At 69.4% G+C, this 26315-nt stretch carries 19 protein-coding genes and 1 pseudogene; 12 read left to right on the plus strand and 8 right to left on the minus strand.

All coding sequences use genetic code 11. The annotated features are described in order from the left end of the window. Nucleotides 1–12: 12 nt before the first annotated feature. Both ON33_RS19700 and ON33_RS19705 read right to left on the minus strand, forming a co-directional pair. The gene (locus ON33_RS19700; RefSeq protein ID WP_245550590.1) at nt 13–882 is read right to left on the minus strand and encodes an SDR family NAD(P)-dependent oxidoreductase; all 870 of its coding nucleotides are present in this window, start codon (nt 880–882) and stop codon (nt 13–15) included. Nucleotides 883–912: 30 nt separating this feature from the next. Further along, entirely contained in the window at nt 913–2571 is a 1659-nt protein-coding gene (locus tag ON33_RS19705; protein WP_306307518.1) for a GMC oxidoreductase, read from the minus strand. 74 nt (nt 2572–2645) lie between these two features. On the opposite strand from ON33_RS19705, the gene ON33_RS19710 reads away from it, so the two are divergent. The 4 genes from ON33_RS19710 to ON33_RS19725 all read left to right on the plus strand — a co-directional run bounded on the left by ON33_RS19710 (nt 2646) and on the right by ON33_RS19725 (nt 8272). Further along, a complete protein-coding gene (locus ON33_RS19710; RefSeq protein ID WP_040860342.1) occupies nt 2646–3929 on the plus strand; it encodes a cytochrome P450 in 1284 nt (427 codons plus the stop codon). 449 nt (nt 3930–4378) lie between these two features. Further along, nucleotides 4379–5833, plus strand: a complete 1455-nt coding sequence (locus tag ON33_RS19715) for a flavin-containing monooxygenase (protein WP_040860343.1) — start codon at nt 4379–4381, stop codon at nt 5831–5833. 180 nt (nt 5834–6013) lie between these two features. Then, nucleotides 6014–6346, plus strand: a complete 333-nt coding sequence (locus ON33_RS19720; RefSeq protein WP_083869105.1) for a transglycosylase family protein — start codon at nt 6014–6016, stop codon at nt 6344–6346. A 528-nt stretch (nt 6347–6874) separates the two neighbouring features. Continuing rightward, a complete protein-coding gene (locus tag ON33_RS19725) occupies nt 6875–8272 on the plus strand; it encodes an FAD-binding oxidoreductase (protein WP_051152477.1) in 1398 nt (465 codons plus the stop codon). 39 nt (nt 8273–8311) lie between these two features. Here the strand turns inward: ON33_RS19725 and efeB are convergent, their stop codons facing one another. Together efeB and efeU are read right to left on the minus strand one after the other, a co-directional pair. After that, nucleotides 8312–9541 (minus strand): iron uptake transporter deferrochelatase/peroxidase subunit, encoded by a 1230-nt coding sequence (gene efeB / locus ON33_RS19730; protein ID WP_040860344.1) that lies wholly within the window; start codon nt 9539–9541, stop codon nt 8312–8314. Between the two features lie 28 nt (nt 9542–9569). After that, complete coding sequence (efeU, locus tag ON33_RS19735) at nt 9570–11654, minus strand: iron uptake transporter permease EfeU (RefSeq protein ID WP_040860345.1); 2085 nt, start codon at nt 11652–11654, stop codon at nt 9570–9572. 282 nt (nt 11655–11936) lie between these two features. Between efeU and ON33_RS19740 the strand changes: the two genes are divergently transcribed. The 3 genes from ON33_RS19740 to ON33_RS40585 are packed head-to-tail and all read left to right on the plus strand — an operon-like array spanning nt 11937 to nt 14814. Beyond that, nucleotides 11937–12458 (plus strand): hypothetical protein, encoded by a 522-nt coding sequence (locus ON33_RS19740; RefSeq protein ID WP_051152478.1) that lies wholly within the window; start codon nt 11937–11939, stop codon nt 12456–12458. 11 nt (nt 12459–12469) lie between these two features. Next, nucleotides 12470–13804 carry a Dyp-type peroxidase gene (locus tag ON33_RS19745; RefSeq protein WP_040860346.1) on the plus strand — a complete coding sequence of 445 codons (1335 nt, stop codon included), beginning with the start codon at nt 12470–12472 and terminating at the stop codon, nt 13802–13804. Then, on the plus strand, nt 13801–14814 hold the full coding sequence (locus ON33_RS40585; RefSeq protein ID WP_040860347.1) for a hypothetical protein: 1014 nt from the start codon (nt 13801–13803) through the stop codon (nt 14812–14814). Before ON33_RS19745 ends, ON33_RS40585 begins: the two co-directional genes overlap by 4 nt. Nucleotides 14815–14841: 27 nt before the next feature. On the opposite strand, the pseudogene ON33_RS43465 reads toward ON33_RS40585, so the two are convergent. Beyond that, nucleotides 14842–15312 (minus strand): annotated as a pseudogene (locus tag ON33_RS43465) (GtrA family protein); the annotation flags it as partial. A 327-nt stretch (nt 15313–15639) separates the two neighbouring features. Here ON33_RS43465 and ON33_RS19760 point away from each other — a divergent pair. After that, nucleotides 15640–17838, plus strand: coding sequence for a phosphocholine-specific phospholipase C (locus ON33_RS19760; RefSeq protein WP_083869138.1), 2199 nt, complete (start codon nt 15640–15642; stop codon nt 17836–17838). 49 nt (nt 17839–17887) lie between these two features. On the opposite strand, the gene ON33_RS38360 is transcribed toward ON33_RS19760, so the two are convergent. Beyond that, complete coding sequence (locus tag ON33_RS38360) at nt 17888–18640, minus strand: hypothetical protein (protein ID WP_051152480.1); 753 nt, start codon at nt 18638–18640, stop codon at nt 17888–17890. Nucleotides 18641–18646: 6 nt separating this feature from the next. Beyond that, entirely contained in the window at nt 18647–20095 is a 1449-nt protein-coding gene (locus ON33_RS19770; protein WP_040860348.1) for a lipase maturation factor family protein, read from the minus strand. Between the two features lie 356 nt (nt 20096–20451). On the opposite strand from ON33_RS19770, the gene ON33_RS19775 reads away from it, so the two are divergent. Both ON33_RS19775 and ON33_RS19780 read left to right on the plus strand, forming a co-directional pair. Beyond that, on the plus strand, nt 20452–22740 hold the full coding sequence (locus ON33_RS19775) for a sensor histidine kinase (protein ID WP_040860349.1): 2289 nt from the start codon (nt 20452–20454) through the stop codon (nt 22738–22740). Continuing rightward, the gene (locus tag ON33_RS19780; protein ID WP_040860350.1) at nt 22737–23384 is read left to right on the plus strand and encodes a response regulator; all 648 of its coding nucleotides are present in this window, start codon (nt 22737–22739) and stop codon (nt 23382–23384) included. The genes ON33_RS19775 and ON33_RS19780 overlap by 4 nt, the downstream gene beginning before the upstream one ends. Here the strand turns inward: ON33_RS19780 and ligD are convergent. Then, complete coding sequence (ligD, locus tag ON33_RS19785; RefSeq protein WP_040860646.1) at nt 23381–24346, minus strand: non-homologous end-joining DNA ligase; 966 nt, start codon at nt 24344–24346, stop codon at nt 23381–23383. The genes ON33_RS19780 and ligD overlap by 4 nt on opposite strands. 123 nt (nt 24347–24469) lie before the next feature. On the opposite strand from ligD, the gene ON33_RS19790 reads away from it, so the two are divergent. Both ON33_RS19790 and ON33_RS43470 read left to right on the plus strand, forming a co-directional pair. After that, nucleotides 24470–26074 carry an FAD-binding protein gene (locus tag ON33_RS19790; protein WP_051152540.1) on the plus strand — a complete coding sequence of 535 codons (1605 nt, stop codon included), beginning with the start codon at nt 24470–24472 and terminating at the stop codon, nt 26072–26074. A gap of 83 nt (nt 26075–26157) precedes the next feature. After that, a complete protein-coding gene (locus ON33_RS43470; protein WP_245550591.1) occupies nt 26158–26295 on the plus strand; it encodes a hypothetical protein in 138 nt (45 codons plus the stop codon). The last annotated feature ends 20 nt before the right edge of the window (nt 26296–26315 follow it).

Consider the following 26315-nt stretch of genomic DNA (forward strand, 5'->3'; position numbering starts at 1 on the left):
CGACCCCGGTCCTCAGCGCTGGAACCTGCGTTCCAGGAAGCGCTGTGCCTGGTATCGGTGGACGGCCGACCAGGCTTGCACCCGCAGCGCCCACCACGGCGCGACCTCGCGGGGTTTGGCGGCAACGGCGTGCGCGATGAGGTCGGAGGCTTCGTCGACGGTCAGGCCGGGCATCCGTCCGAAGTCGGTGGGGGCGCTCATTCTGGTGTGGACCAGTGGCATGTAGACCGAGGTGGCGGTGACGCCGTCGCCGGCGATCTCGGCGGCGACGCTGCGCAGCCAGACGTCGAAAGCCGCTTTCGAGGCGCTGTAGGCCGACCAGCGCGGACTCGGCGGCATGAGCACACCCCAGGTGGAGACGTTCACGATGTGCCCCTGCCCGCGTGCGCGCATATCGGGCAGCAGGGTCAGCAGCAGCCGCACCGGACCGAGGTAGTTGATGTCGATGGTGCGGGTGAAATCGTGGAAGCGGTCGTAGGACTCGGCGATGGGGCGCCGAATCGACTTTCCCGCATTGCTGATCACCACATCGATGTGCCCGTACTCGGCCAGCAGCGTCCGGCCGAGCCGGTCGACGCCATCCATGTCGGTCAGGTCGGCCGGGTGGGCGTGGGCGATGCCGCCGGCGGCCGTGAGTTCGGTGGCCAGCCGTTCCAATTCGGGCCGAGACCGCGCCACCAGCAGCACGACCGCACCCGCCGCGGCCAGCTTCCGCGCGCTGGCCTTGCCGATACCGTGCGAGGCGCCGGTCACCAGCACCACCTTGCCGGCGACGGCCGTCCGCAAGGACTCCTCGGTGGGCCGGAAGGCCGGGTACAGCACCCGGATCGCCACCCGCTCGGCGAGCGAGCGCCGACGAGGTGCGACCGGAGTCTCGTCCACAGTTCTCGACTGTATCGCCGGGGTAATCCACTACCCGCCGGAACGAATGATCTGTTCGATATTGCGCTCGGCCAGCGCGCTGATCGTCAATGCGGGGTTCACCGTTCCGCAGCTACCGGGCACCGCCGCCCCGTCCATCACATAGAGGTTCCGGTAGCCGCACACCCGGCCGTATTCGTCTGTCGCGCTTCCGATCACCGCGCCGCCCAATGGATGGGCGGTGAACGACGCGTCCGCTTCCAGGGTCGATAGCGGCTGACCGGGACCGATCACGGCGTCATTGACCTCGCGCGCTCGCGCGAGATAGCCCGCCGCGCCGTCCGGTGGCCACAGCAGGTCAACACGCCCGTCGGCCGGGTCGCAGACGAACCGGCCGCGGGTGTCGTCGAGCACGATGCCCAGCGATCCGAGCAGGCCGATGTCGAAGGGCGTCACGCCGGGGATGAACCAGTTCTCCAGCGTCACGGGCGCGCCCGCCTCGTCCAGGATCCGGCTCGCGGAAGGCGCGCCCTGCGTGCCGAATTCGAGCGTGGTGAGCGGCCGGGCCAGGGCGACATCGCCGTTGCTGCCCCAGCCCTCGCCGATGTACTCGTTCAGGTTCGGCAGTGCGCCGGTCGCCCGCGCGCGCACCAGCAGTTCGGCGGTGCCGAGGGAGCCCGCGGCCAGGAACAGCTGGTCGCAGGTCAGCGTCCGGGTGCGGAGCACCTCGCCGGTCGGCGCGAGTTTGGTCACCGCGACGGAATAGCGACCCGGCGCTCCAGGTTCCGCGGCGATGGCGTCCACGCGATGACCCGGATAGATCCGGGCACGGCCGGTGTCCTCGGCCCAGCGCAGGTAGTTCTGGTTCAGATCGAACTTCGCGCCGTTGGAATTGCCCAGGTCCGAACAGCCCACCGTCGCCGACGACCTCGATCGCCCGGCGAGCTCGTCGCGGAGGATGTCCCACGTCCACAGACCATCGATCGGCTGCGGCGCATATCCTGCCGCGCGGACCTGCTCGTCCCAGGCGCGCGCGTGCGCAAACGCGCGTGAGTTATAGATGTCGTCCGGTATTACGCTGGGCCGCAACATCTTTCGCACCCTGGGGTAGTAGACGTCATGCATCTCGCGATAGTCGACCACGCCGCCGAACACCTGATCGAAGAACCGCTGTTCCGGCTCGATCATCACCCCGGTGAACACGACCGAGCCACCGCCCACGCACGCCGCGCGCCACACATCGATGCCCGGGTAGCTGCACACATCGAGGACCCCGCCGAACGGATCGACGACCACCGGGATCCGGTTCGCCCCGGTGAAGGTGGTGCGATACCAGAAGCCGCGGCCGTCCGGAATCGTGTCGACGGCGAAGATGCTGCGCCACGGATCATTCGGCCAGCGCGATCCGCGCTCGAGCACCGCGACGTCGATCCCGCACTCCGCCAGGCGCAGCGCGGTGACCGACGCCCCGAACCCTGATCCGATGACCAGCGCGGGTACATGATCGGCGGGATCCGGCAGGGGCGCGAAGATCTCCGGCACCAGCCTGCGGTAAATCGGCGTCTTCGGGCTCGGGTCTACGCTGTCGGCCCGTACGACGGGCGTGGCCGCGCCCACGCCCGCCAAGCCCAGCATCGCCGCAGCCGCGCCGACACCCTTGACGAAGCCGCGCCGGTCCATGGCTGGCCCCACGCCCGATCCGAATGTCACTCCCACACCCCTGTCACTGCACCAACCCATAGCGAATCACTATCATAGGTAGCCTTCGGAGTGATGAGGTGACGATGTTGACTCGCACGTGGACTCGATGGTTGCTCATGCACGGCTTCCTGCGGACCTACCTCCGGTGGTCGGCGCGTCGAGGTGAGCCGCTGGGCAGCCTCGCCCTCTATCCGGACAGCCTGCTCGGCTCCTCGCCGACCATCGAGGACATCCGGCAGCGGGGCCGGATTCCCAGGATGTCGGGGGTGCACATCACCCCGGATTACGAACTGTGCCGACTCATCCTGCGCGACCGCCGCTTCGGCGTGGTCTCGCCCACCCACCCCGCCCTGCCGAAGCCCATCCGGTGGATGCTGGCCAAGACGGATCCAGGCCTGCCCAATCTCGGGGAACCGCCCTCCATGCTGGTGACCGATCCACCGGATCACACCCGGTATCGGCGCATGGTCGGGCACGCATTCGGGCCGAAGGCGATCGCGGCGCTGGAGAAGCGGATCACCGAGGTGGCCGATGACCTGATCGACCGCCTGGAATCGAAGCCCCGCCCCGATCTGATCGGCGACTTCTCCGCGCAGATGCCCGTCACCATCATCGCCGAGATTCTCGGGCTGCCGCCCGAGATGCATGCGACCCTGCTGAAATGGGGCGACTCCGGCGCGCCGCTGCTCGAGCGCGGACTGGCCTGGTCCACCTACCGCGACGCCGTCGAAGACCTGGCCGAAGTCAAACAGTACTTCGAGCAGCATCTCGACCAGCTGACCGTCGAGCCGCGCGATGACGTGCTCAGCATGCTGGTGAGAACCGACGAATTCACCCGCCGCGAGCAGGTGACCAACGCGGCCCTGCTGCTGGACGCCGGATTCTTGACGACCGTGAACATGCTCGGCAACGGAATCGCCTTGCTGACAAGCCATCCGGACCAGCTGGAGATACTGGCCGCACGGCCGGAGCTGTGGCCGAACGCGGTCGAGGAAATCCTGCGCTACGACGGCCCCGTGCGAATGACCGGCCGCGTCGCGAACTGCGACGTCGACCTCGATCACCATCACATCAAATCGGGTGCCCTGGTCCTGCTGTCCCTGGCCGGCGCCAACCACGATCCCACGGTCTTCCCCGAACCCCAGCAATTCGATGTGACCAGGGACAACGCCGCCGAACATCTGGCGTTCGGCAGCGGAATACACGGCTGCCTGGGCTCCAGGCTCGCCCGCTTGGAAGGCGCCATCGCGCTGCGAGCCCTGTTCGAGCGATACCCGGACCTGCGCCTCGACGGCCCGCCGATCCCGCACCCCCTGCGCAACCTGCACGCCTACCGCTCCATGCCCGCCAAGGTGTCCGCCGACTAGCCACCGCTGATTGACAACGCGAGCTTGTCAATCAGCCGGAAATGGTGATTTCCCCTCGGTTCCATTGCGAACTGACGTTTCTCGGCGTCGAGGAGAACCGAGGTCGCCCGTGGCACGCCACCGTGGCGAAGGCATGCGACCCGGCCCTCACCACCACCGAATTCGGCCGAATCTGGCTGTGGCGAATAGCAATTCGGCCTTGCGATGGAGTCCGGAACCACAACTCCTTCAACGAAAACCCTTGGAAGGACCCATGAGGGCCATCACCATTCTCCTCCGGACGCCCTCTACTGCCGCACGTTGAAGTAGCGACGATCGGCACATCACGCCCCCTACGGCCCGCACCAAGAGCTCGGTGCGGGCCGACCGCTGTCCGCCGATTGACATAACCTTCGGTTACAAATACCGTCAGTATTTGAGTTCCATGGGTATCCAACAAGGAGGTTGGGATGGGTGCGGCGCGGCGGCCTCGCATCGTGATCATCGGGGCCGGGGTGTCCGGCATCGCGAGTGCGATCACGTTGCAGCGCAATGGGTTCCATGACTTCGTGATCCTGGAGAAGGGGTCCGACGTGGGCGGGGTGTGGCATTGGAACCACTACCCCGGGCTGACCTGTGATGTGCCGTCCCAGCTGTATCAGTTCGGGTTCGCGCCGAAGCCGGACTGGTCGCACATCTTCGCGCCCGGGCCGGAGATCCAGCGGTATCTGGCTGATGTCGTGGAGCGGTTCGGGCTGCGAGCGCATCTGCGGGTGAATTCCGAGGTGGTGGCGGCGACGTTCACCGGGGCCGGGTGGGTGGTCGAGACCGGTGACGGCAACCGCTACGAGGCCGACTTCGTCATCGCGGCCACCGGGGTTCTGCATCATCCGGCCGTGCCGGAACTGCCGGGATTGTCCGAGTTCACCGGCGAGGTGCTGCACACCGCACGCTGGGACGACAGTGTCCGGACCAGCGGGCGGCGGATCGCGGTCATCGGCACGGGATCGACCGGTGTGCAGGTGGTTTCGGCGTTGCAGCCCGAGGCCGAGCGGGTCACACATTTCGTGCGCAGCCCGCAGTGGGTGATCTGGGCGCCGATGCAGATCCCGCAGCCGGCGCTGGTCGGCGCGGTGCTGAACAAGCTGCCGCAGGTGAATCGCGCGCTATACCAGGCGGGAATGACCGGCGCCCGGCTGTTCACCGATGTGGTCACCCGGCCCAGCTGGCGGCGGCGCGCGGTCCAGGAGTACGCGCGCCTCAGCCTGCGCGCTCAGATCCTCCAGCCGAGTCTGCGGGAACAACTCACGCCCGACTACGAGCCGCTGTGCAAGCGACAGGTGTTGTCCGGCACCTACTATCGCGCGCTGCGCGCCCGCAATGCCGAGCTCGTCACCACGGCCATCGAGGAGGTGACGCCCACCGGCATCCGGACCGCCGACGGCCGCCACCACGACCTAGACATGATCGTGCTGGCCACCGGCTTCCGCGCCCACGACTACATGCGGCCCATGAATCTGACCGGCCGCGAGGACATCTCGATCGACGACGCCTGGGCCAAGGGCCCGCGCGCCTATCGGATGACCGCGATCCCCGGCTTCCCCAACTTCTTCACGGTCCTGGGCCCGCACTCCCCCACCGGTTCGATTCCGCTGCACCACGCCGCCGAGGTGACCGCCCGCTACATCGCCAAGTGGATCCAGCGCTGGACTACAGGCGAATTCGACACCGTCGAGGTCACCGAGGACGCCACCGCACGCTTCGAATCCGAGGTGGCCGCGGCCATGGGCCCCACCGTCTGGAACACCGGCTGCAATTCCTGGTACTTCACCGAGGGCGGCTCCATCGACCTGCTGCCCTTCACCCGCGCCACCATGGAATCCATGCTCGCCGACCCCGATCCCGGTGATTTCCACCTGCGGTAGTCGACCCCAACCGCGCGGCCGACGATAGCTATCTCGTGGCAACGCAATATACGCGGTCTTTATAGCGTTCATCACGCAAATAAGTTCAAAAACACCATTCGAGCGAATATTCAGCTATCATCGGCTGATTGCTTTTCCTGCGAGTACGGCCCCCTTCGATTCATCGAACGGAGACACGGCATGCATGGACAAGATTCGCCCCGAAGACCCGCGCGGCTCCTCCTCCTCTCCCTGGGCATAGCACTCCTGACCTGCGGCGCGACGGCCACCGCCACCGCCGAACGGCAGCACGACTGGGATGCCGTGGTGCAGTGCGAGGCCGGCGGCGATTGGGGCGCCGACACCGGAAACGGGTACTTCGGCGGGCTGCAATTCAGCCCGTACACCTGGAAGGCCTACGGCGGCACGGGAAACCCCGCGGATGCCAGCCGGGAGGAGCAGATCCGCATCGCGGAGCGCATCCTCGACCGGCAAGGACCGGGCGCCTGGCCATCCTGCGGGGCCTATCTCTGAGGCTCTCGATACATCTCCTCGATCAGATCGGCGTAGCGCTCGCCGATCGGCTTACGCCGCAACTTCATCGTGGGCGTCAGTACACCGTGCTCGGCTACCTCACCGCGCCCAGCCTGGCGATCGACCTGTCCGACCCCGAAGCGGTCGCCCGGCTGGCCCGCACGCACATCGCGCCCGTCGCAACCGGATTCGCCAACGACCGCTGAGGTGAGAGCCCGCGGGGTGGCGTTGTAGCGACACACGGCGATTCGGTCACGGTTGCCTGTGAGTTGTCTTAGGCGTCTGGCGAAAGTCCCGCCTCGCGGGCCGGGTGGTCGGCACAATTACCTGGCGGCTGTTGATCATCCGCAGGAGATTGCGGCAAACCACACATCATCGATGTCCCGGGGTCGGCGTGCATCCGTTGCCCGCCATGGTTTTCCGGCTAGCACCAAGCCCGGAGGGCACATGCGCAGAGCGCGATTCGCACGGCCGACGGAGGCCCGGTTCTCCCGCGGCACATTCCTTTGTGGCGCACTGGGAATCGCTGTGGCCGGGTGGGGCCTCACCGGCCACTCCGATGCCGACCCCGTCGCCGGCTCCTCCGCTCACGGTGTGGTGAAACCGAATTGGAGCAAACTGGAGCGGGCGATCCGGGGCCGCGTGGTCCGGGCGGACGACCCCGTCTACGGGGCGGCCAAGCAGGTCTTCAACACCCGCTTCGACAACGAGACGCCCACCGCCGTGGTGCAGGTCGCGAATACCGGCGATGTGGTCGCCGCCATGAACTTCGCGGCCCAACACCGGCTGGCGGTGGCCGCCCGATCCGGCGGGCACTCCTATGCGGGGGTGTCGACGGCGACCGGCGTGATGATCATCGACGTCCGGCAGCTCACCGGGGTGAATATCGATGCGGGACAGGCGATTGTCGGACCGGGCCACACGCTGTACGAGGTCTATCGCGAACTGGACCGCTCCGATCTGACCATCCCGACCGGTATGTGCCCGGATGTCGGCATCACCGGCCTCACCCTCGGCGGCGGCCTCGGCTTCGAATCCCGCGCCTACGGCGTCACCTGCGACCGGCTCATCGGGGCGACGCTCGTCCTGCCCGACGGCACCGTCGCCGAGGTATCCGAAACCGCACGACCGGACCTGCTCTGGGCGCTGCGCGGCGGCGGGTCACTGTGCGGGGTGGTCACCTCGCTCACCTACGATACCTGCCCGGCGACCTCGAAAGACCTGGTGCGCCTGACCTTTCCGGGCGACAGCGCGGACCAGGTGATCGCGGGCTGGTCCAGCTGGCTGGAGTCCGCGGACCGCTCCCAGTGGGCCGATGTCAGCATCGACGCCGACGGCAACGGCAACCTGGACTGCTGGATGCAGATGGTCTGCGCCGCGGGGACCGGCGAGCAGGCCGCGGCCGCGCTGACCGATGCCATCGGTCTGCAGCCGTCATCCATCGACACGCAGACCCTCGATCACATGGACACCATCCTGTATCTGGCGGGCGGCAGCCCGACCTCGGCGCGCGCGTCCTTCACCAACGGCTCCGACGTCGTCACCGAGGTCACCCCCGATGCCATCGCCCGCATCATCGAGGCGCTCACCACCTTCTCGAAGGCGGGCGGCACCGGCTGGGTGCAGATCAACACCCTCGACGGCGCGATCCGCGACACCACGCCCACCGGGACGGCCTTCCCCTGGCGCAACCACGCGGCTCTCGTCGAATGGGGTGCCTACCAACCGATCTCGCACGACACCGCGCGGGCCTGGGTCACCGCGGCACACCAGCTCTTCGCACCGGTCTCGGCCGGCGCCTACGCCAACTACCTCGAACCCGGTGATCCGGTCAGCCGCTACTACGGCCAGAACTACCCGCGGCTGGCCGCACTGCGCCGAACCATCGACCCCGACAACCGAATCCACACCGTGCTGACGGCGTGACGGGGCATGCTGACCGCCCGACCCGGATCGGGCGGCGGATCAGCTGAGCAGCGTGCGAGCGTACCAGTCCTTGGTGTCGGTGACGCCCGGCAGAACGAAGAAGTAACCGCCGCCGAAGGGCTGGACGTAGTCGGTCAAAGGCTCTCCGGCCAAACGGGTCTGGATGGTCTCGAACTGACGCTGGATGTCCTGCTGGAAGCAGGTGAAGATGTGCCCGGTGGCGAGATTGCCGTTCGGGTCGACGCCGAGGTCGTAGTTGTAGGAACGGCGCAGCAGCTGCTGGTTGGCGGTCTCGGTGGTGCGGGGATTGGCCAGTCGGATGTGGGCGGTCGCCGGGGTGACGGTGGCGTCCGGATCGGCGGCGTAATTGGGGATGTCGAATTCCTTGCTGCCGTCCAGGGGCGCGCCGGACTCGCGGCGGCGGCCGAACATGTTCTCCTGCTCCGCGATCGAGACGCGGTCCCAGAATTCCACCAGCATGCGGATGAGACGGACCACCTGGTAGGTGCCGCCGCGGGTCCAGGCCGGTTCGTCGGGGCTGTCGGCCCAGATCAACGCGGCGGCATCGGAACCGGTCGGATTGGCGGTACCGTCCTTGAAACCGAGCAGATTGCGGCCTGTGCCGGACGGCCGCGGCGGCGAGTTGTAACCCTGGATCTTCCAGCGCAATTGGAGCCCACCACGGGTGTGGCGCGTCAGATCGCGGATGGCGTGGTGGATGGTGTCCGGATTGTGGGCGCACAGCTGGAGCAGCACATCGCCGTGCATCCAGGCCGCTTCGGGTGAATCGTCGGGGAAGATCCGCATCGGCGTCAGGTGCGCGGGCTTTTGCGCGGCCAGTCCGTAACGCTGGTCGAACAGGCTCGCGCCGACACCGGTGGTGACGGTGAGGCCGTCGGCGGGGATATCGGGGCCGAGCACGGCGCTGTCGGCGGGCGGGTGGCTCGGGCCCAGATCCTGCGGCGGGCCACCGGCGGTGAGGGCGCGGGCACGCTCGGTGAGCGTCTTCATCAGGTCGGCGAGTTCCGCGCGATTGGCGGCGGTCACGTCGAATGCGGCGAAACACGAGGCGTTCTGGCGATCGGCCGGAGCCGGGGTGAGAATGCCCGCCTGGTGCTCGCCGTGGAACGGATAGGCCGGCGCGGTCGTGGCCTGCCCGCCCGCGGCGGCGTCCACCCGGGCGCCCTCGGCGAGAACGCCCGCGGTCAGGGCGGTTCCGGCGGCGCCCGCGGCGGCGCCGGAGAGGAAGCGGCGGCGGCTGACAGTCATGGTGATGGCCTCGGTCCTTCGTAGAGAGTCAGTTCGCTTTGGTTTCCAGCAGCCGCGGGACCCGGTCCAGGGACTCCAGGGCGGCGCCGATCGCGGCGAGCACCGCCTGGCGGGCCGCCTGCGGCGTCTGCGCGGGGGCGCGCCAGCGGCCGTTGTCCTGGGTGGCCAGCAGGGCGGCGCGGAGCCGGTCCAGCTTGGTCCCGAGATCCGGGCGCAGCTGCGGGTCGCGCTCGTCCAGCGGGACCCCGAGCTGATCCAGGACCGTGCGGGTGACCTCGACATCGGCCAGCGTCGCCGGATAGGCCGCGCCCGCGCCCTGATCGTCGAGGCCCGAAAGGTGATCGCGCAGTGCGTCTTCCAGGATCTCGTGGGCGCGCACCGGCAGGGTGGCCGGATCACCGGCGATATCGGTGCTGGTCAGGTTGTCGCCGATCGCACCGATATCCACGGTGAGCTTGTCCACCACGGGCAGCAGCTGATCCGGGCCCTGGCCGTGCCACAGGCCGTACTCCAGGCGGTGCAGACCGGTGAAGCCCGGATCGTTGACCCCGCCCGGCAGGCCGCCGGGGAGCCCGTCGACCGCGGTGCCCGCAGCGCCGAAGCTGTTGTAGGACGCGCCGACCCGCTCCCACTCCTGCAGCGCGAGCAGCCAATCGGCCTGAGCGGCGGGGATATTGCGGGCCCGCAGATCCCGGCCGAGCGCCCCGACCGCACCGGTCAGACGTGTCAGCACCCCACGCACGTACGCCTGATACGCCTCGTTCGGCGCGTGCAGTTCGCTGGCGCGCGCGGGTTTGAAGGCCTGCGGCGCGTCCGTCTGCGGGCCGGTGGCCCGCACACGCGGCGAGGACAGCGACGGCCTGCCCGACATCAGGCAGACGATGGTGTAGCTGCCCGGATTGAGGGTGGCGGTCAGCGCGGCGGTGGTGCCGGGGCCGATGTTCTCGATCTCACCGGCAACCGCGCCGTCCGCGTCGACCAGATCGATCTCACCGGACTTGCCGGAGGCATTGTGCACCGAGATGGTCTGGGTGCCGGTGCGCGCCGAGGTCCATTCCGGCGCACAGGAGTCCGCGGTCACGGTGACCGTGCGCGCCGAGTCGTCGTTCCCGGAGGGCAGCAGCGCGATGGCCGTCCCGGCCGCCAGCACCGGGACCAGCACCAGCGTCGCGCCGACCAGCACGGGACGCGGACCGGCGACCCGCTCCCACCAATCCGCGTGCGCGGGCGCCTCTTCCGTGGCAGCAGCGGTCGTCTCGGCGGGCTTGCCGGCCGTCGTCTCGGCGGGCTCGGTGCGGCCCGCGCGGACGAACAGCGGAATCACAGTGGCCAGGTACGCGACCCACGCCACCACCTGCAGCACCGTCATCTTCGGCGACAGGTTGGTGATGCCGGTGATGATGGACAGCCACCACGAGTTGGGGTCGACGTGCGCGGTCAGGTCGAACGCGATCCAGCGCGCGCCCGGCAGCCAGCCCGCCTCCTGCAGGTCACCGAGGCCGTAGGCGAGCACGCCCGCCGCGATCACGATGAGCAGCACGGCGGTCCGGTTGAAGAAGACGCCGAGGTTCAGCCGCACCGCCCGCCGGAACAGCAACCAGCACAGCGTGATCGCGATGGCCAGTCCGAGGGCCGCGCCGACCAGCGGGGCGGCGGTCGACCCGGCCGCCTTGATGGCCGTCCACACGAACAGCGTGGTCTCCAGGCCCTCGCGTCCGACCGCCAGGAACGCGGTCACCGCGAGCACGCCCGCACCCAGCCCCGCGGCCCGCGCGACTTCGCCGCGCAGCTGCCCAGACAGCGAGGCCCCGGTCCGGCGCATCCAGAAGATCATCGCGGTGACCAGGGCCACGGCCAGCACGCTGAGCACGCCCGCGACCGCGGCCCGTACCGAACTGGTGAGTGCGGCAGTCGAATAGGTCAGTACGGCGGCGAAGCTTCCCGCCACCGAGACCGCGCCGAGCACGCCCAGCCAGACCGGCGCGGTCGAGACCGGGCGTTCGGGGGTGGACAGCCGGCGCACGGCGGCCAGCAGGATGGTCACCACGAGCCCCGCCTCGAGGCCCTCCCGCAGGCAGATCAGCAGATTCGGCACAGCCTCGGCAACACTCACCGGCCAAAGGTAAGCCATACCTACATCGACGTCCAGTCCCCGTTGACGCAGGGTGACAGGTAACCGCTGGTAGCGCTCCCAGACCCGCGCGGCCGGGCGCGACGCGATCGTCGGGCCGGCGCCCGGTGAGCTGTCGCATCGAAACAATCACATGTCACGCCGAGAAGAGTTCGGCGGGATCCGTCACGATATCGTGGGCTATGTTCCAGCAATTCCATTGTGATCGAGAAGAAGGGCGCGATCGTGACCCCGAGCGAAGCACATTGGTCGATTCCAGCAGCAATGGCGATTCCCGAATCGGGATACTTCGAATACCAGCAGGGTCGGTACGGACCGATCTACCCACGGACTCCCGCTAATTTCGGGTTCTCGATCATCGCGAAGGTCAAACCCGGCCGCGAGGCGAAGATCCGGGAGCACGGCAAGATCATCGAGACCGCGGTCCGCGAGGACCCGAGCGTGCTCGCGCCACTGCGCCTGCACTACCTGCGCTGGCTGCTGTTCGACGTCGGCGACGGACTGTACTTCCAATATCAGGGCATCTTCGATACCGATTTCGACAAGTACCTCGAGGACGCCCTGGACATCTTCCTGTCCACCGGCGTCGAGACCACATTCGTGAATCTCGAAGGCTTTCCCGAGGATTGGCTCACCAACAAGGCCGCCGTCATCGACTTCTTCCGCACGCACCAGTTCCCGAGCTTCCTCGAATACGGCGAATACCCATATGTCACCGCGGACGAGATCAAGAAGGCGTTGCGGCTCAAGGACGCGTTCTCGGTCATGCTCGACCAGATGCAGTAGCGGACGCCTCGATGCTCGAATTCGAGGATATCCAGCACATCCTGCTGACCAGGGTGCCCGCGCTGACCGGACGCTACGAGTTCCTGTCGTTCGGCGACGCCGCCGGGGCCCGGAAGTGGCTGACGGCCATGATCGACCGGGTGCCCTCGGCGGCGGAGCTGATGGCATCGACGGACTGCGGAAAGCCCTGGGTGTCAGTGGCGTTCACCTGGAACGGCCTGCGCGCCCTGGGTCTTCCGGAGGACGCGCTGGCGAGCTTCCCGGCCGAGTTCCGCGCGGGCATGGCCGCACGGGCCGAGGTCCTGGGCGACACCGGGGACAACGACCCCGGCCACTGGATCGACGGCACGGCCGGAGACGACCTGCACGCCATCGTCATCCTGTTCGCCCGCGATGCGGCGGCGCGGGAAGCGGCAGTGGCGCAGCATGATTCACTGCTGGCCGACTGCCCCGGCGCGAGCGTGCTGTCGTCGCTGGACCTGGCAGCCGTCCCGCCGTTCGAGCACGCGCACGACCATTTCGGCTACCGGGATCGCCTGTCGCAGCCGGTGATCGAGGGTTCCGGCGAGGAGCCCACGCCCGGCAGCGGCCCGCCGATCAAGGCCGGGGAATTCATCCTGGGTTACGACGACGAATCCGGCCCGCCGCAGGATCTGCCGCAGCCCGAGACACTGTCCCGCAACGGAACGTTCATGGCCTACCGCCGCCTGCGCGAGGACGTGGGCCGGTTCCGCGACTTCCTCGCCGAGCACGGCGCGACCGCCGCGGATCAGGAGCTCCTGGCCGCGAAGCTGATGGGCCGGTGGCGCAGTGGCGCACCGCTGGTCCTGGCCCCGGACGCGGACGATCCGGAGCTGGGCGCGGATCCCGCGCGCAACAACGACTTCGACTACAAGCAGATGGATCCACACGGCTACGCGGTGCCGCTGGGCTCGCACATCCGCCGCTTGAACCCGCGCGACACCGGCGTGAACATCCAGCGCCGCAGGATGATTCGCCGCGGCGCGACCTACGGCCCGTACCTGCCCGAGGGGACGCCCGACGACGGCGCGGACCGCGGCATCGCGGCGTTCGTGCTGTGCGCGAGCCTGGTCCGCCAATTCGAGTTCGCGCAGAACGTGTGGATCAACGACACGAGCTTCCACGAACTGGGCAACGAGCGCGATCCGATCATCGGCAATCAGGACGGGACCCTGGAGTACAAGATCCCGAAGCGCCCGATTCGCAAGACCATCAAGGGAATTCCGGCGTTCACCCGCGTCCGGGGTGGCGCCTACTTCTTCCTGCCCGGGCTGCGCGCGCTGCGCTACCTGAGCACTCTCCCCGATAGTGAGGCGGCCTCATGACCCGGATTCCCGCACGCACCTACAACCAGTTCTTTCGCCCCGGCCCCGCGGCGCCCGGCCGCCGGCGGATCAGCATCTACTGGACGTGGAGCTATCCGTGGGAGTCGCAACGGGATCCGGCCGAGCTGGACAATCGCTTCTCCACCATGACCGAGGTGCGGAAGGTGGCCTGGCCGGCCTACGAGACCCCCGAATACGATGCCGCGCACTTCCTGCAGGGCGTCGCGGGCACCCTCGAACTGTTCCACCGCTCCACCCTCGAATTCCAGCGGGTGGCCGAGGAGGTCAGCGGCAATCCGGTGGCGGTCTTCCAGCGCATCGATCAGGCCGGGTACGAGCTGCCCATCGACGAGCGCATCCTGGACGGCACCGACACCCTCATGGTCTTCGGCCTGGATCATCTGCTGGCGCAGGAGGAAGCGGCCCCCGAGGAGATCGCCGCCCTTCGGGAGTGGCTGCGGCGGGAGGGCACCTGCCTGCTGCTGGCCCCGCACCACGACGTCGGCTTCACCGATGATCTGACCCAGCGTCAGATCGAGTTCGAGCACCACGGCGATCCGCTGGTGCCACGCCAGCAACGCTTCAGCGCGTACACCCGTTCGCTGATGGCGGGCCTGAACGTGCCGGTGCACAACATCTACGGCCTGCGGCCCGCGGTCGTGGAGGGCACCCGCTCGATCGCGCCCCTGACCGCTTTCCGCGACGCCGACGAGCTGCACCTGCTCGACAATGTCACGACCTTCAACTTCCACCCGCACCTGCCGCACTACGAACTCACCGAGCCGGACGGCGATGCGGTGCGGCTGCTGGCCCGGCAGCCCATCGAATTGAGCCGGCCGCACCCGTTCACCGAGGCGGGCAACACCGAGTTCAACACGCTGCTCTGGCTACCACCGACCGGCGCTCGCGCCGGGAACATCGTCATGGCCGACTCCACCAACTTCACGACTCTGTTCGGCGGCACCGACAGTCTCGCCAACTTCTGGCGCAACCTGGCCGGCATGCCGTAGCCCGCGCCCGGACCGGAAGACGAGCAGCCGCATCGAGGTGTACATGAACAGGCCCTCGCCGAGGCCGCCGACAATGCGGGCCAGGCGGTAGTCGAGGCCGAGCGCCGCGACGCTGCTGGTCACTCCGAGGATGAACACCAGGTAGTTGACGGCGACCACGACGACGTAGACGGCGAGTTGCGGGCCGACCGCGGCATGCGATTCGAAGTTGAGGATCCGGTTGAGCAGATAGCTCAGCCCGAAGGCCGTGCAGTAGGCGACGGTCACCGCGATCGGCAGCGCCACCAGACCGTGCAGGGCGGTGAGCAGCAGCAGATCGACGGTGAAGGTGAATCCGCTGACCAGCAGATAGCCGACGAAGGTCGGGGCCACGAACCGGCCCAGTCCGAACGGCAGCCGCGCCACCACCGCGTCGCACACCAGGTGGAACCAGCGCACCGCGCGCGCCGGGGGCGTCTGTGTTTCCGTCCGCACCCGACCACCGTGGCACCGCGACATGGCCCCCAGGTGATCACCGGACCAATTCCGGGTCGCCCGGCCCGATTCACCACTGATACACGCCGATTCACAATTGGTTCACACCGATTCACCGCGATGCCCTCCGAGCACCAATATCCAACGGTGCGTTTCGACCGCACGGCCGGTAGCGTCTGCCGCGCCGCCCTGGAATGCGATGACGCACAGGCGGACTGCGGGTCGCGACAAATCTGACGGATGGATCGGAGATTCCTGATGGGGCGTGGATTCGCCAGGACGAATCGGCGGACGGTACTGGGGTCGATGCTGGCCGCGGGCGCGGCCGGAGTGACCGGACTTCCGGAGGGCATGGCGGAGGCGCTGGCGGAACCGGGACGCTCCGGCTCCCTGGATCAGGTGCAGCACGTGGTGATCCTGATGCAGGAGAACCGCTCCTTCGATCACTACTTCGGAACCATGAGCGGCGTCCGCGGTTTCGGTGACAAGCGCGCCGTGCGACTGCCCGCCGGCGGCTACGACCCGATTCTCCAGGCGGCCATGGACACCGCCCTCGCCGGCGGACCCGGCACCGATCTGGGCAGCGGGTCGGCGGGCACCGGCAGCGCCAGCGGCTCGGCGAGCGGTTCGGCCAGCGGATCCGGCAGCGGCAGCAGCAGCGGCTCGGCAGGCGGCGACACGCGGGACGCGTTCCATCAGCCGGATGCGTTCAGCAGCACCGGATTCCTGCTCCCCTGGCATGTCGACACCACCCGGGTGGACGGCCAGGACATGGGCGATCTGGCGCACGACTGGAACACCACGCACATGGCGTGGGCCGACGGCGCCTACCACTCCTGGATCGCGGCCAAGTCCAAGATGACCATGGGCTACTTCACCGAGGCCGACATTCCGTTCCACCGCGCCCTGGCCTCCGCGTTCACCATCTGCGACCACTACTTCTGCTCGATCCAGGGACCCACCACCCCGAATCGCCTGTTCCACTGGACCGGCACCATCGACGCCGCCGGCCGGGCGGGCGGCCCCGCGGTGTCCAATCCCCCGGACTACCGGGCCGCCTACAACTGGACCACCTATCCGGAACGCCTGCAGCAGGCCGGGATCTCGTGGCAGGTGTACGCCGACTCGCACAGCGGCGGCGACTTCCTCGCCGACTTCGGCGACAATCCGCTGTGGCTGTTCCGCGCCTACCACGACGCGGCCGCCTCCGCCGATCCCGCGGTCCGCCAGCTCGCCGACCGCGCCAAGGTGACCACCACCGGCATGACGCCCGCGCCCGCCGGGACCGACGGCACCAATGTGGATTTCGTACTGCAGCAGTTCATCTCCGACTGTGCCGCGGGCACGCTGCCGCAGGTGTCATGGGTGGTCGCGCCCGCCGGATACTCCGAGCACCCCGCCTACCGGCCTGCCGACGGCGCCGCCTACATCCAGCGCGTCCTGCAGGCGCTGTGGGACAACCCGAAACTGTGGGAGTCGACGGTCCTGCTCGTCAACTACGACGAGAACGACGGCTTCTTCGACCACGTGGTGCCGCCGACCGCGCCGCCCGGCACCCCCGACGAGATCCTGCCGTCGCTGGAGATCACCGGCACCGACCTGAATTCCGGCTCGGCGACCCTCGGATTGGCCTCGGGCTCGGCGAGCATGGACACCCTGATCAGCCGGGCCGGGGCGCTGCTGGGCGGGCAGTCGCCGATCGGCCTGGGACCGCGGGTGCCGATGCTGGTCATCTCCCCTTGGAGCCGTGGCGGCTACGTCAATTCCCAAGTGTTCGACCACACCTCGGTGCTGCGGTTCCTGGAGCAGTGGACCGGTGTCGCCGAGCCGAACATCTCGGCCTGGCGCCGCGCCGTCTGCGGCGACCTCACCAGCTGCTTCGATTTCGGCAAGCGCGACACCAGCATTCCCACCCTGCCCGACGCCAATGCCGAGCGCGCCCGCGCGGCCGGTCAGAAGAACCTGCCCAAGCCCACCCCGCCTTCGCCTGCCGGGCAGCAGATGCCCGTCCAGGACGGGGGCCGGGCCAAGGCCCGCCCGCTGCCGTATCAGCCGGTCGCCTGGCTGGAGGTGTCCGGGTCGGCCGCGACGGTCAGATTCGGCAATCAGGGATCGGTCGCCATGCCGTTCCAAACCTTTGCCTACCACGACAATTCGATCCGTCAGACGGTGGTGGCGCCGGGCGGCACGGCCACGGAGCGATTCCAGATCGGCGGCTCCTACGACTTCGCGGTACACGCCCCCAACGGCTTTCTGGTCGAGGCGGCGGGCACCGGGGACACCGCGTCCCTCACCGCCACGGCCGCTATCGGTGGCAGCGCCGATCAGCCCACTTTCATTGTCACCGTGAGCAATTCCGGCAGCTCCGCGCTGACGATCCAGGTGAGTGGCGGCGCCAGCACCACCATCGACGCCGGAGCCAAGCGGGACATCACGGCTCCACTCGACCAGGGCTGGTACGACCTGACCCTCACGCTGTCCGGAAACACCAACTGGCGCAGGCACTTCGCCGGACATCTGGAGAACGGCCGCGTGAGCAGCACCGTCTGACCGGGACGACCGGCTTGCGGGTCGGGGCTTCCGGATCCGCAAGCCGCCTTCAGGATTCGAAGGCGGCGGCGCGCCAGCCGGGCAGGGCGTCGGGAGTCGCGCGCAGGTACTTGAGGGACTGCTTCATGTACACGCGCGGGTTGGTGTCGAGGTGGGACGACCAGGCGGGCTTGGCATCGCCGCGCATGACGGTCCAGCAGGCCAGGGCGTAGCCGTACATGGGCTGGGAGAGGTAGCCCAGGCGCTGGGAGCGCCAGCCCCGGCTGTTCTGCGAGAACTGGAAGGCCGCATTGGCATTGAAGACGCCGAGGCCCAGGTAGACGGTGGCCAGGTCGGTGAGCTGCTCGCCGTCGTGGCGCTCGGGCGCGATGCGTTCCTCGCCGAGCAGGCGTTCGTGGGCCAGTTCGTGGGCGACGGTCGCCACCAGGGTGATCGGTGAGCGCAGGCGGGCCAGTTCGAGCGACACCACCGCGCGGCCGTGTTCGAGCCGATAGTGCCCGGCCTCACCGCGCGACGCGCCCTCCAGGTGCATGAGCTGGTCAGGTGGGACGGCGGCGGCCGAATCCAGTTCCACGACAATGCGATCCCGGCCCACGCCCATGTAACGGGCTACCCGCTCCACGACGGAGAGCACCTGCGGCGCGGTCCCCGTGTAGGTATCGGGGAAGTAGTCGGAGGTCGGGAGGATGACGGGTGTGCGCAACGTCCTGGTGCCGAATTGGGTGGCGCACCAGGACAGCATCTCCTCGACCCAGAGCCGTTCCACCTCCCCCACCGGGCAGCGCGGCCTGAAGAAACCCATGCCGCATTATGTCCGTGTCACGCGCGAGATGCGCGGCGACGCCGTCGGCCGCGCGAACTCGCCGACCAGGGTGCGCTCCCACCAGGCATGAGTGGCGAGCAGCTGCCGGGCGCTGGTGAAGCGGTACTCGTAGAGGCGGGCGCGGACATAGCGGGGCGGGGCGTCCGGGAAGGGGTTGCGGCGCAGCAGGCGCAGGGTGGCGGGATCGTTGCGCAGCAGGCGGTAGAGGAAGCCGGCGAACCATGGCCGCGCGTAGGCGGGTGAGTGCGCCGCGAACCACATCAGCCAGTCCAGGCGCAGGTGGTACGGGGCCCACTGGCGCGGCAGCCGGCGCGGGTCACCGGGCTTGCCCTTGAATTCGTATTCGTGCCAATGGGTGTGGGCGGTGAGCACGGCTTCCTCCGTGCCCTCGACGACCACCTCGTAGCGGACGCGGTCGACCACACCGAACGCGCCGAATGTATTGATGAGGTGGAAAGGATTGTAGGACTGGTTCATTCGCTGATGACTCGACAGCATATTGCGGACCGGCAGATAGCTGAGCGCCACGGTCGCGACCGCGAAGACGAACACCGCGAGTGTGAACCAGAGCGGCGAATCCGCTAGCGCGGGTGCCGCGGGAGCCGGGAGCACCGCTGCCACGGCCGAATCGGAGACGGCGGCCCAGGCGAGCACGATGACCAGCCAGTTGAGCCAGGCGAAATTGCCCGACACCACCAGCCACAACTGCGTGACGATGATGATCCCGGCGGCCACGCTGGCGACCGGCTGCGGCGCGAAGAGGCCGAAGGGCACCACCAGCTGCGCCACATGATTGGCCCCCGCCTCGATCCGGTGCAGCGGCCGCGGCAGCCGGTGGAAGAACCAGCTCAGCGGGCCCGGCATGGGCTGGGTCTCGTGGTGGTAGTAGAGGCAGGTCAGATCGCGCCAGCACTGATCGCCCCGCAGTTTGATCAAACCCGCTCCGAACTCCACCCGGAACACCAGCCACCGCGCCAGCCACACCGTCAGCACCGGCGGGGCCACCTGGTCGTTGCCGAGGAACACGATCAGGAAACCGGCCTCCAGCAGCAGCGACTCCCACCCGAACGAGTACCAGATCTGCCCCACGTTGACGATCGACAGGTAGAGCACCCACACCAGCAGCCATACTCCCGCGGCCGCCCACAGCGGCAGCAGATCCCCGACCCCGCCCACGAGGGCCGCCGACACCGCGGCCCCGCACCAGGCCACCGCCGCGAAGAACCGGTCGGAGTAGTGGAATTGGAAGACGCTCGGCGCCGCCCGGAACGGCCGCAGCGCCACGAATCGTGGCACCGGCAGCATGCCGTGCTCCCCGATCAGCGCCCGGAACTGCAGGGCAGCCGACACGAACGCGATGACATAGACGGCCGCGATCCCGCGCTCGATCATCTGCCGCGCGAACCAGTATTCCGGTGCGACGAACCACTCCATCCCGCGCCTCCTGCGCCGGGCCGTGTCATCTCTCGGCTCGCTACCCGTTCACTCCGAAGCCTACTCACAGAAGATCGCCTGATCACGGGAGATTGCCTACTCACCGGCAATTGCCACCAGCCCCGGGCGAATTCGGGCGGGCTGGTCACCGATCGCCGATCGGTGACCCGGCGGCCGTTGACTCCCCGCCCGCCAACGGCCGCGGGCGCAGCAGCGGCGCGGGCCGGACCCGCGCACCCCTCTGCACCGTTCACTTTTCCCCAGTCGGGCGGGTCTGTCTGTCGGACGTTCGACGGACACCGGGGCGGCCGCGGGGATGCCATGCTGGTTCGAATCCGGTTCGGTACCGTGACCGGGTGCTGCGCGAAGCCGACCCGACCCACGCCGCGGTCGCGCAGGAGGCGACGTGGCTGGCCATCCGGTTCCGGCACGCCGCCTGTCTGCTGCTCACCGTGGTGCATCTGGTCAGCGGGTCCGTCGATCCGGGCGCTGGGCGCACGGTCACCGTCCTGCTGGCGATGTGGTCCGCGGGCCGGCTGTGGGGGCGGCGTCTGGGGCCGTGGTGGACCGCGGCCGATGTCGCGGTGGTGGCGATCTACCTGCTCGGCACGGTCAGTGTGGCCGCGTCCGGCGTCGGCACCGGAGACCTCATCGATGTGAAGGTCGTGGCGGCAACGGTGATCTCCGTGGGAATCGCTGAGCGAGTGCGAATATCGGCGGCGGTGACCGTGCTGGTCCTCGCGCTGCTCTACTGGGCCAATCGCAGTACACCGGGTCTCACGCCGTGGCGTTTCCTGTCCGATCTGGCCGTCGCCTACCTGGTGGTGGAATGGCTGCTGGCGGTGGGGGTGCGCCGGGTGGTGCTGCGCGCGGCCACCGTGCACGACCACACCGTGACCGCGGCCGCCGACTCCCGCATCGCCGGCGAGGTCGCGGCCGCCCGCCGGCGCTACGAGCATGAGCAGTGGGCGGTCATGCACGACACCGCGGCGGCCACCCTGCTGATGGTCGGCCAGGGCGCGGCCGGCGATCGCGAGCGCATCGCCCGGCAGGCCGCCCGGGACCTCACCGTGCTGGAGTCGGGAATCCCGCTGCCGGGCGACGATACCCCGGCCGATCTGTCGGAACTGTTGCGCGAGTTGAGCGCCGAATGCTCGGCCCCGGTCACGCTGCGCACCCCCGGCCCGCTGCCGATCCGGCGGGCGCTGGCGTGGACGGTGACCGCGGCCGCGCGGGAGGCGCTCACCAATATCGACCGGCACGCGCACGCCTCGCACGTGGTGATCAGCGCCGGTCCCGGGACGCTGCTGATCAGCGACGACGGCGTCGGATTCGACGATGTGCCCGGCGAGGACCGTTACGGCGTCCGGCATTCGATCATCGAGCGCCTGCGGGCCGTGGGCGGCGACGCCGAGGTCACCGGCACCCCCGGGCGCGGCACCGAGGTCCGGCTGCGCTGGCCGGTCGCGACACCGTCCGCGCCCGAGGATCCTTCCTTCGGCGCGCCGGCGGCCGCGGCCGGAATCGACCGGCTCGGGCGCAGTTTCGGGTACGGCATGGTGGGCATCGCCGTCGCCGACACCCTGCTGCAATCGACGCTCACCGACGCGGTGGCCACGCCCCCGGCGGCGGTGAACGCGCTGCTCGTCGCCGTGAACGTGGTCTGCGCGCTGGCGGCGCTGATCCCGCGCCGCCGCGAATCGGTGACCCTCGCCCTCATGGGTGTGGCCGTCGCGGCCTCGCTGCTGCTCACCACGCTGCTGCCGCCGGATGATGTACTGGCGGGCGCGAATTGGTCGATCGGCGCGTCCGGCTGGGCGGTGGTGGCGCTGGGCTTCCGGCTGCCGCCGCGACTGTCGCTGTCCGCGTTGAGCGCGTGGTGGGTCCTGGTGTGCGCGCTGGTGCTGACCAGGTCGCCGAGCGCGGACACCCTCACGGTGCTGGGGTATCACACCGCGGCCATCTTCTTCCTGCAGATGCTCACCGCCTGGTTCGCCGCCACTTTCGACCGGGCCGCGCGGCAGGCCGCCGCCCTGCATCGGGAACGCCTGCGGCACCGCACCGCCGACGCGGTCGGGCGGATGACCGAGCAGGAGTGCCTGCGCCGCTATCGCGAACTACTGACCGAATTCACCCCGCTGCTGGCGGGTCTCGCCGACAGCACCCTGGATCCCGGCGACCCGGCCGTCCAGGCCGCCGCCCGCACCGAGTACGCGCGCCTGCGCCGCCTGTTCACCCAGCAGGACGGTCTCGGCCACCCGCTGCTGTCGGACCTGCGCACCGGCATCGACGCGGCCGAACGGCGCGGGGTGGCGGTCACCGTCGAGGCGGACGTCGATTTCCGCCGCGCCGCCGACCCCGCCGGTCGCGAACTGCCCGACGCGGTCCGGGGCCATCTGGTGGCCGCGACCCGGATCATGCTGGACGCCAGCCGTTCCCGGGCCCGGGTGGTCGTCACCGCGGACGCCGCGGGCTGTACGGTGAGCGCGCTGGGCGACTGCCCGGCCGAGACGCTGGACCGCCTCTCCAGGCTGTCCGGCACCGCCCTGGACGCCGCCGGGGCGGTGCACACCGAGGTGGTCACCGCGGGCGAACTGCTCTGGGCGCGGCTGCATCACCGTTTCCAGGTCGAGGGAGCCCGATGATCCGCATCGCCATTGTCGACGACCATCCGCTGATCCGCGACGGGGTGCGCGGCTGGTGCGCCGCGGCCGAGCCGCGCATCGAGGTGGCCGCCGACCATCCGGACCCGGCGTCCTTCCTGGCCGCCGTCGGACCGGACCGCGGCGACCTGGACGCTCTCGTGCTGGATCTCCAATTCGACCAGCGCGCACCGGATCTGAGCGCGCTGGGCACCATCTGCGCGCGCGGGCACCGGGTGGTGGTCTACTCCCAGTACACCGAACCCCACCTGGTCCGGGACTGCCTGGATCTGGGCGCGGTCACCTATCTGTCGAAAACCGAAGGGCGCGAACACCTCATCGCCGCCCTGCACGCCGCCGCCGAGGTGCGGCCCTATCTGAGCCCGACCATGGCCCGGGCCATGAGCTCGGACGGCGACGACCGGCCGCGACTGTCGAGCCGGGAGCGCGAGGTGCTGCTGGCCTGGTTCCAGACCGAGTCCAAAGCCCTTGTCGCCCAGCAGCTCTACATCACGGTCGGCACGGTGAACACCTACCTGGAACGCATCCGCGCCAAGTACGCGGCGGTGGGGCGTTCGGCCCCGACCAAGGCGGCGCTGGTGGCGCGGGCCATCCGCGACGGCCTGATCACCACCGACGAGCTCTAGTCGCCGTCGTCCTCGTCCAGGTCGACGGCGATCTTGTCGCGGTCGGCCCACACCAGCAGCGGTTCGATGTCGAAGACCGCCTCGTCGATGCCGGCGTGCAGGTCGCCGAGTTCGGCGTAGCGGGCGGGCACGGTCTTCATGGTGAAGTCGCCGGGGTGGATCTCGGGGATCTCGTTCCAGCGCACCGGAGTCGACACCGTCGCCTCGGGCACGCCGCGCACCGAGTAGGCGGCCGCGATGGTGTGGTCGCGGGCGTTCTGGTTGTAGTCCACGAACAGCTGCGCCGGATCGCGGTCCTTGCGCCACCAGGCGGTGGTGACATCGGCGGGCGCGCGCCGCTCCACCTCGCGCGCGAAGGCCAGCGCCGCCCGGCGCACCTCCTGGAAGCCGAAGCGGGGCGCGATGCGCACGTAGACGTGCAATCCCTTGCCGCCGGATGTCTTCGGCCAGCCGACGGCGCCGAGCTCGTCGAGCACCTCGTGCACCACCCCCGCGACCTGTTGCACCCGCGACCACGGGCAGTCCGGCATGGGGTCGAGATCGATGCGCCATTCGTCGGGCAGCTCCGTGGCGAAGCGGCGCGAGTTCCAGGGGTGGAACTCGACCGTCGACATCTGCACCGCCCAGATCACATCGGCGAGCTTGTCGACGCAGAGTTCGTCGGCGGTGCGGCCGTAGCGCGGAAAGTACAGCTGGACGGTCGGAATCCAGTCGGGCGCGCCGCCGGGCAGGCGCTTCTGGTGGACCTTGCCGCCGGACAGGCCCTTCGGGAAGCGGTGCAGCATGCACGGCCGGTCCCGCAGCGCGTTGACGATCCCGTCGCCCACGCTCAGGTAGTACTGCACCAGGTCGAGCTTGGTCGCCCCGGTTTCGGGGAAGTACACCCGATCCGGATTCGACACGCGCACCGTGTGTTCGCCGACCGGCACCTCGATCGCCGGCCCGGCTGACTTGCTGGCCACCCGTCCGACGGTAACCGGCGTTCCGGTCATCCGCGAACGGCTCGCCGCGAACCACGCACCGAACTAGAACACGTTATAGTTCACCTCGCTGGGATTTCTTCGCTCGGGAAGGTGGTCGCGACGGTGCGGACCTGGGACTCTTCGGCCGATGTGGTGGTGGTCGGATACGGCGGCGCGGGTGTCGCGGCGGCACTGGCCGCACGCGAGTCGGGGGCCGACGTGCTCGCGCTGGACCGATACCTGGGCGGCGGGGCGACCGCGCTGTCCGGGGGCATCGTGTACGCCGGCGGCGGCACCTGGGTGCAGCGCGCGGCCGGGGTCGAGGACGACGTGGAGAACATGCTCGCGTACCTGCGGGCCGAGGTCGGCGACACCGTGAGCGAGGCGACGCTGCGCCGGTTCTGCGAGGAGTCTCCCGCGCTGATCGATTGGCTGACCGGGCACGGGGTTCCGTTCCAGCCTTCGCTGTGCCCGTTCAAGACCTCATACCCGACCGACGACCACTACCTGTACTACTCGGGGAGCGAAAACTCCGGCGGCTTCCGGGAATTGGCGAAGCCGCGGCAGCGCGGACATCGCGCGCACGGCCGCGGAGTGTCGGGCAAGAAGCTGTTCGGGCCGCTCGCGGAGTCGGCCGCGAAGCACGGGGTGCGCGTCCAGACCGGCACCCGCGCAACGCGACTCGTGATCGAGGACGGCCGGGTCACCGGTATCGAGGCGATCACGATCGGCGGCGCCCCCGCGGCCGTGCAGCGCCGGTTCGCCGCGCTGGCCCGCATCTCGTCGAAACCCGGCGTGTACCACCAGGGTCTGCGCAAGGCGGTGCAGGCGCTGCTGGCCCGCATCGAGCGGCGCTACGGGGTGCCGGTGCGGATCCGGGCCCGGTCGGGCGTCATCCTGACCACCGGCGGTTTCATCGCCAATGGCGCGATGGTCGCCGAGCACGCGCCGGACTATCCGTGGGCCGAGGGCCTGCCGCTGGGCACCGCCGGCGACGACGGCAGCGGCATCGCCATGGCGCAGGCGGCGGGAGCTGCCACCGATCGCATGGATGTGCTGTCCACCTGGCGTTTCATCGCACCGCCCAGCGCCTACTTCGGCTCGATCGCGGTGGATGCCAACGGGCAGCGCATGATCGACGAATCCCGCTACGGCGCGGCGCTGGGCGCGGCCATCGCGACCAGTCCCGGGCATCGGGCGTGGCTGCTGGTCGATGCCAAGCTGGCCGCGGAGGCGCGCCGTCAGATCGGCAAGCAGTCGGTGTGGTTCCAGCGCATGCAGGCCGAGCGGCTGCTGCGGCTCGGCAGCGTGACCGGCCGGACCGTGGAGGAGGTCGCGGTCCGGGCCGGTATCGAGCCCGCGGCCCTGCGCAAGACCGTGGACGCGCACAATCGGGCCATCGAGCAGCAACTGCCCGACCCGATGGGCAAGCCGGACGACCTGCGCCGCCCGCTGCACACGGGACCATTTGCGCTGCTGGACATCTCGTTCAAGTCGCGGCTGACCTACCCGATGCCCATGCTCACCCTGGGCGGTCTGCTCGTGGACGAGGAGACCGGCGCGGTCCGCGCCGAATCCGGCGCGGCCATCCCGGGTCTGTACGCGGCCGGCCGGGCGGCGGTCGGGATCTGCTCCAACTCGTACGTGAGCGGTCTGTCCCTGGCCGACTGCGTGTTCTCGGGCCGGCGGGCGGGCACCCACGCCGTGGAGCCGGCCGTCACGCACTGAGCCCGGCGGCGGGCGGACCCCTCGGCGGCGCGGTCGATGCGGCCGGGCCGCTGTGCGAGCCGGCCGAGACCGGCGAGCTGCGGGTGCGGACCTCCGCCGCCACCGTCGCCGGGACACGCGAGCAGATCCATTGGCGGCTGGGCGAATCGGTGACGCTGCGCGGCCGGACCCGCCCGACCCGCCTGACCCGGCCCGCACACCTCGGATCGGCACGCCCGTAGCGCGGCGCGCGCACCTGGCC

It is taken from the genome of Nocardia niigatensis NBRC 100131, from assembly GCF_000308655.1.
GTDB classification, from domain to species: Bacteria; Actinomycetota; Actinomycetes; order Mycobacteriales; family Mycobacteriaceae; genus Nocardia; species Nocardia niigatensis.

Coding starts and splice junctions, on each gene's coding strand:
- ON33_RS38360 (WP_051152480.1), bottom strand. CDS start 18,640: ATGGGTTTCTTCAGGCCGCGCTGCCCGGTGGGGGAGGTGGAACGGCTC.
- ON33_RS19740 (WP_051152478.1), top strand. CDS start 11,937: ATGGCGATTCCCGAATCGGGATACTTCGAATACCAGCAGGGTCGGTAC.
- ON33_RS40585 (WP_040860347.1), top strand. CDS start 13,801: ATGACCCGGATTCCCGCACGCACCTACAACCAGTTCTTTCGCCCCGGC.
- efeB (WP_040860344.1), bottom strand. CDS start 9,541: ATGACTGTCAGCCGCCGCCGCTTCCTCTCCGGCGCCGCCGCGGGCGCC.
- ON33_RS19710 (WP_040860342.1), top strand. CDS start 2,646: ATGTTGACTCGCACGTGGACTCGATGGTTGCTCATGCACGGCTTCCTG.
- ON33_RS19760 (WP_083869138.1), top strand. CDS start 15,640: ATGGCGGAGGCGCTGGCGGAACCGGGACGCTCCGGCTCCCTGGATCAG.
- ON33_RS19715 (WP_040860343.1), top strand. CDS start 4,379: ATGGGTGCGGCGCGGCGGCCTCGCATCGTGATCATCGGGGCCGGGGTG.
- ON33_RS19780 (WP_040860350.1), top strand. CDS start 22,737: ATGATCCGCATCGCCATTGTCGACGACCATCCGCTGATCCGCGACGGG.
- ON33_RS19720 (WP_083869105.1), top strand. CDS start 6,014: ATGCATGGACAAGATTCGCCCCGAAGACCCGCGCGGCTCCTCCTCCTC.
- ON33_RS19770 (WP_040860348.1), bottom strand. CDS start 20,095: ATGGAGTGGTTCGTCGCACCGGAATACTGGTTCGCGCGGCAGATGATC.
- ON33_RS19745 (WP_040860346.1), top strand. CDS start 12,470: ATGCTCGAATTCGAGGATATCCAGCACATCCTGCTGACCAGGGTGCCC.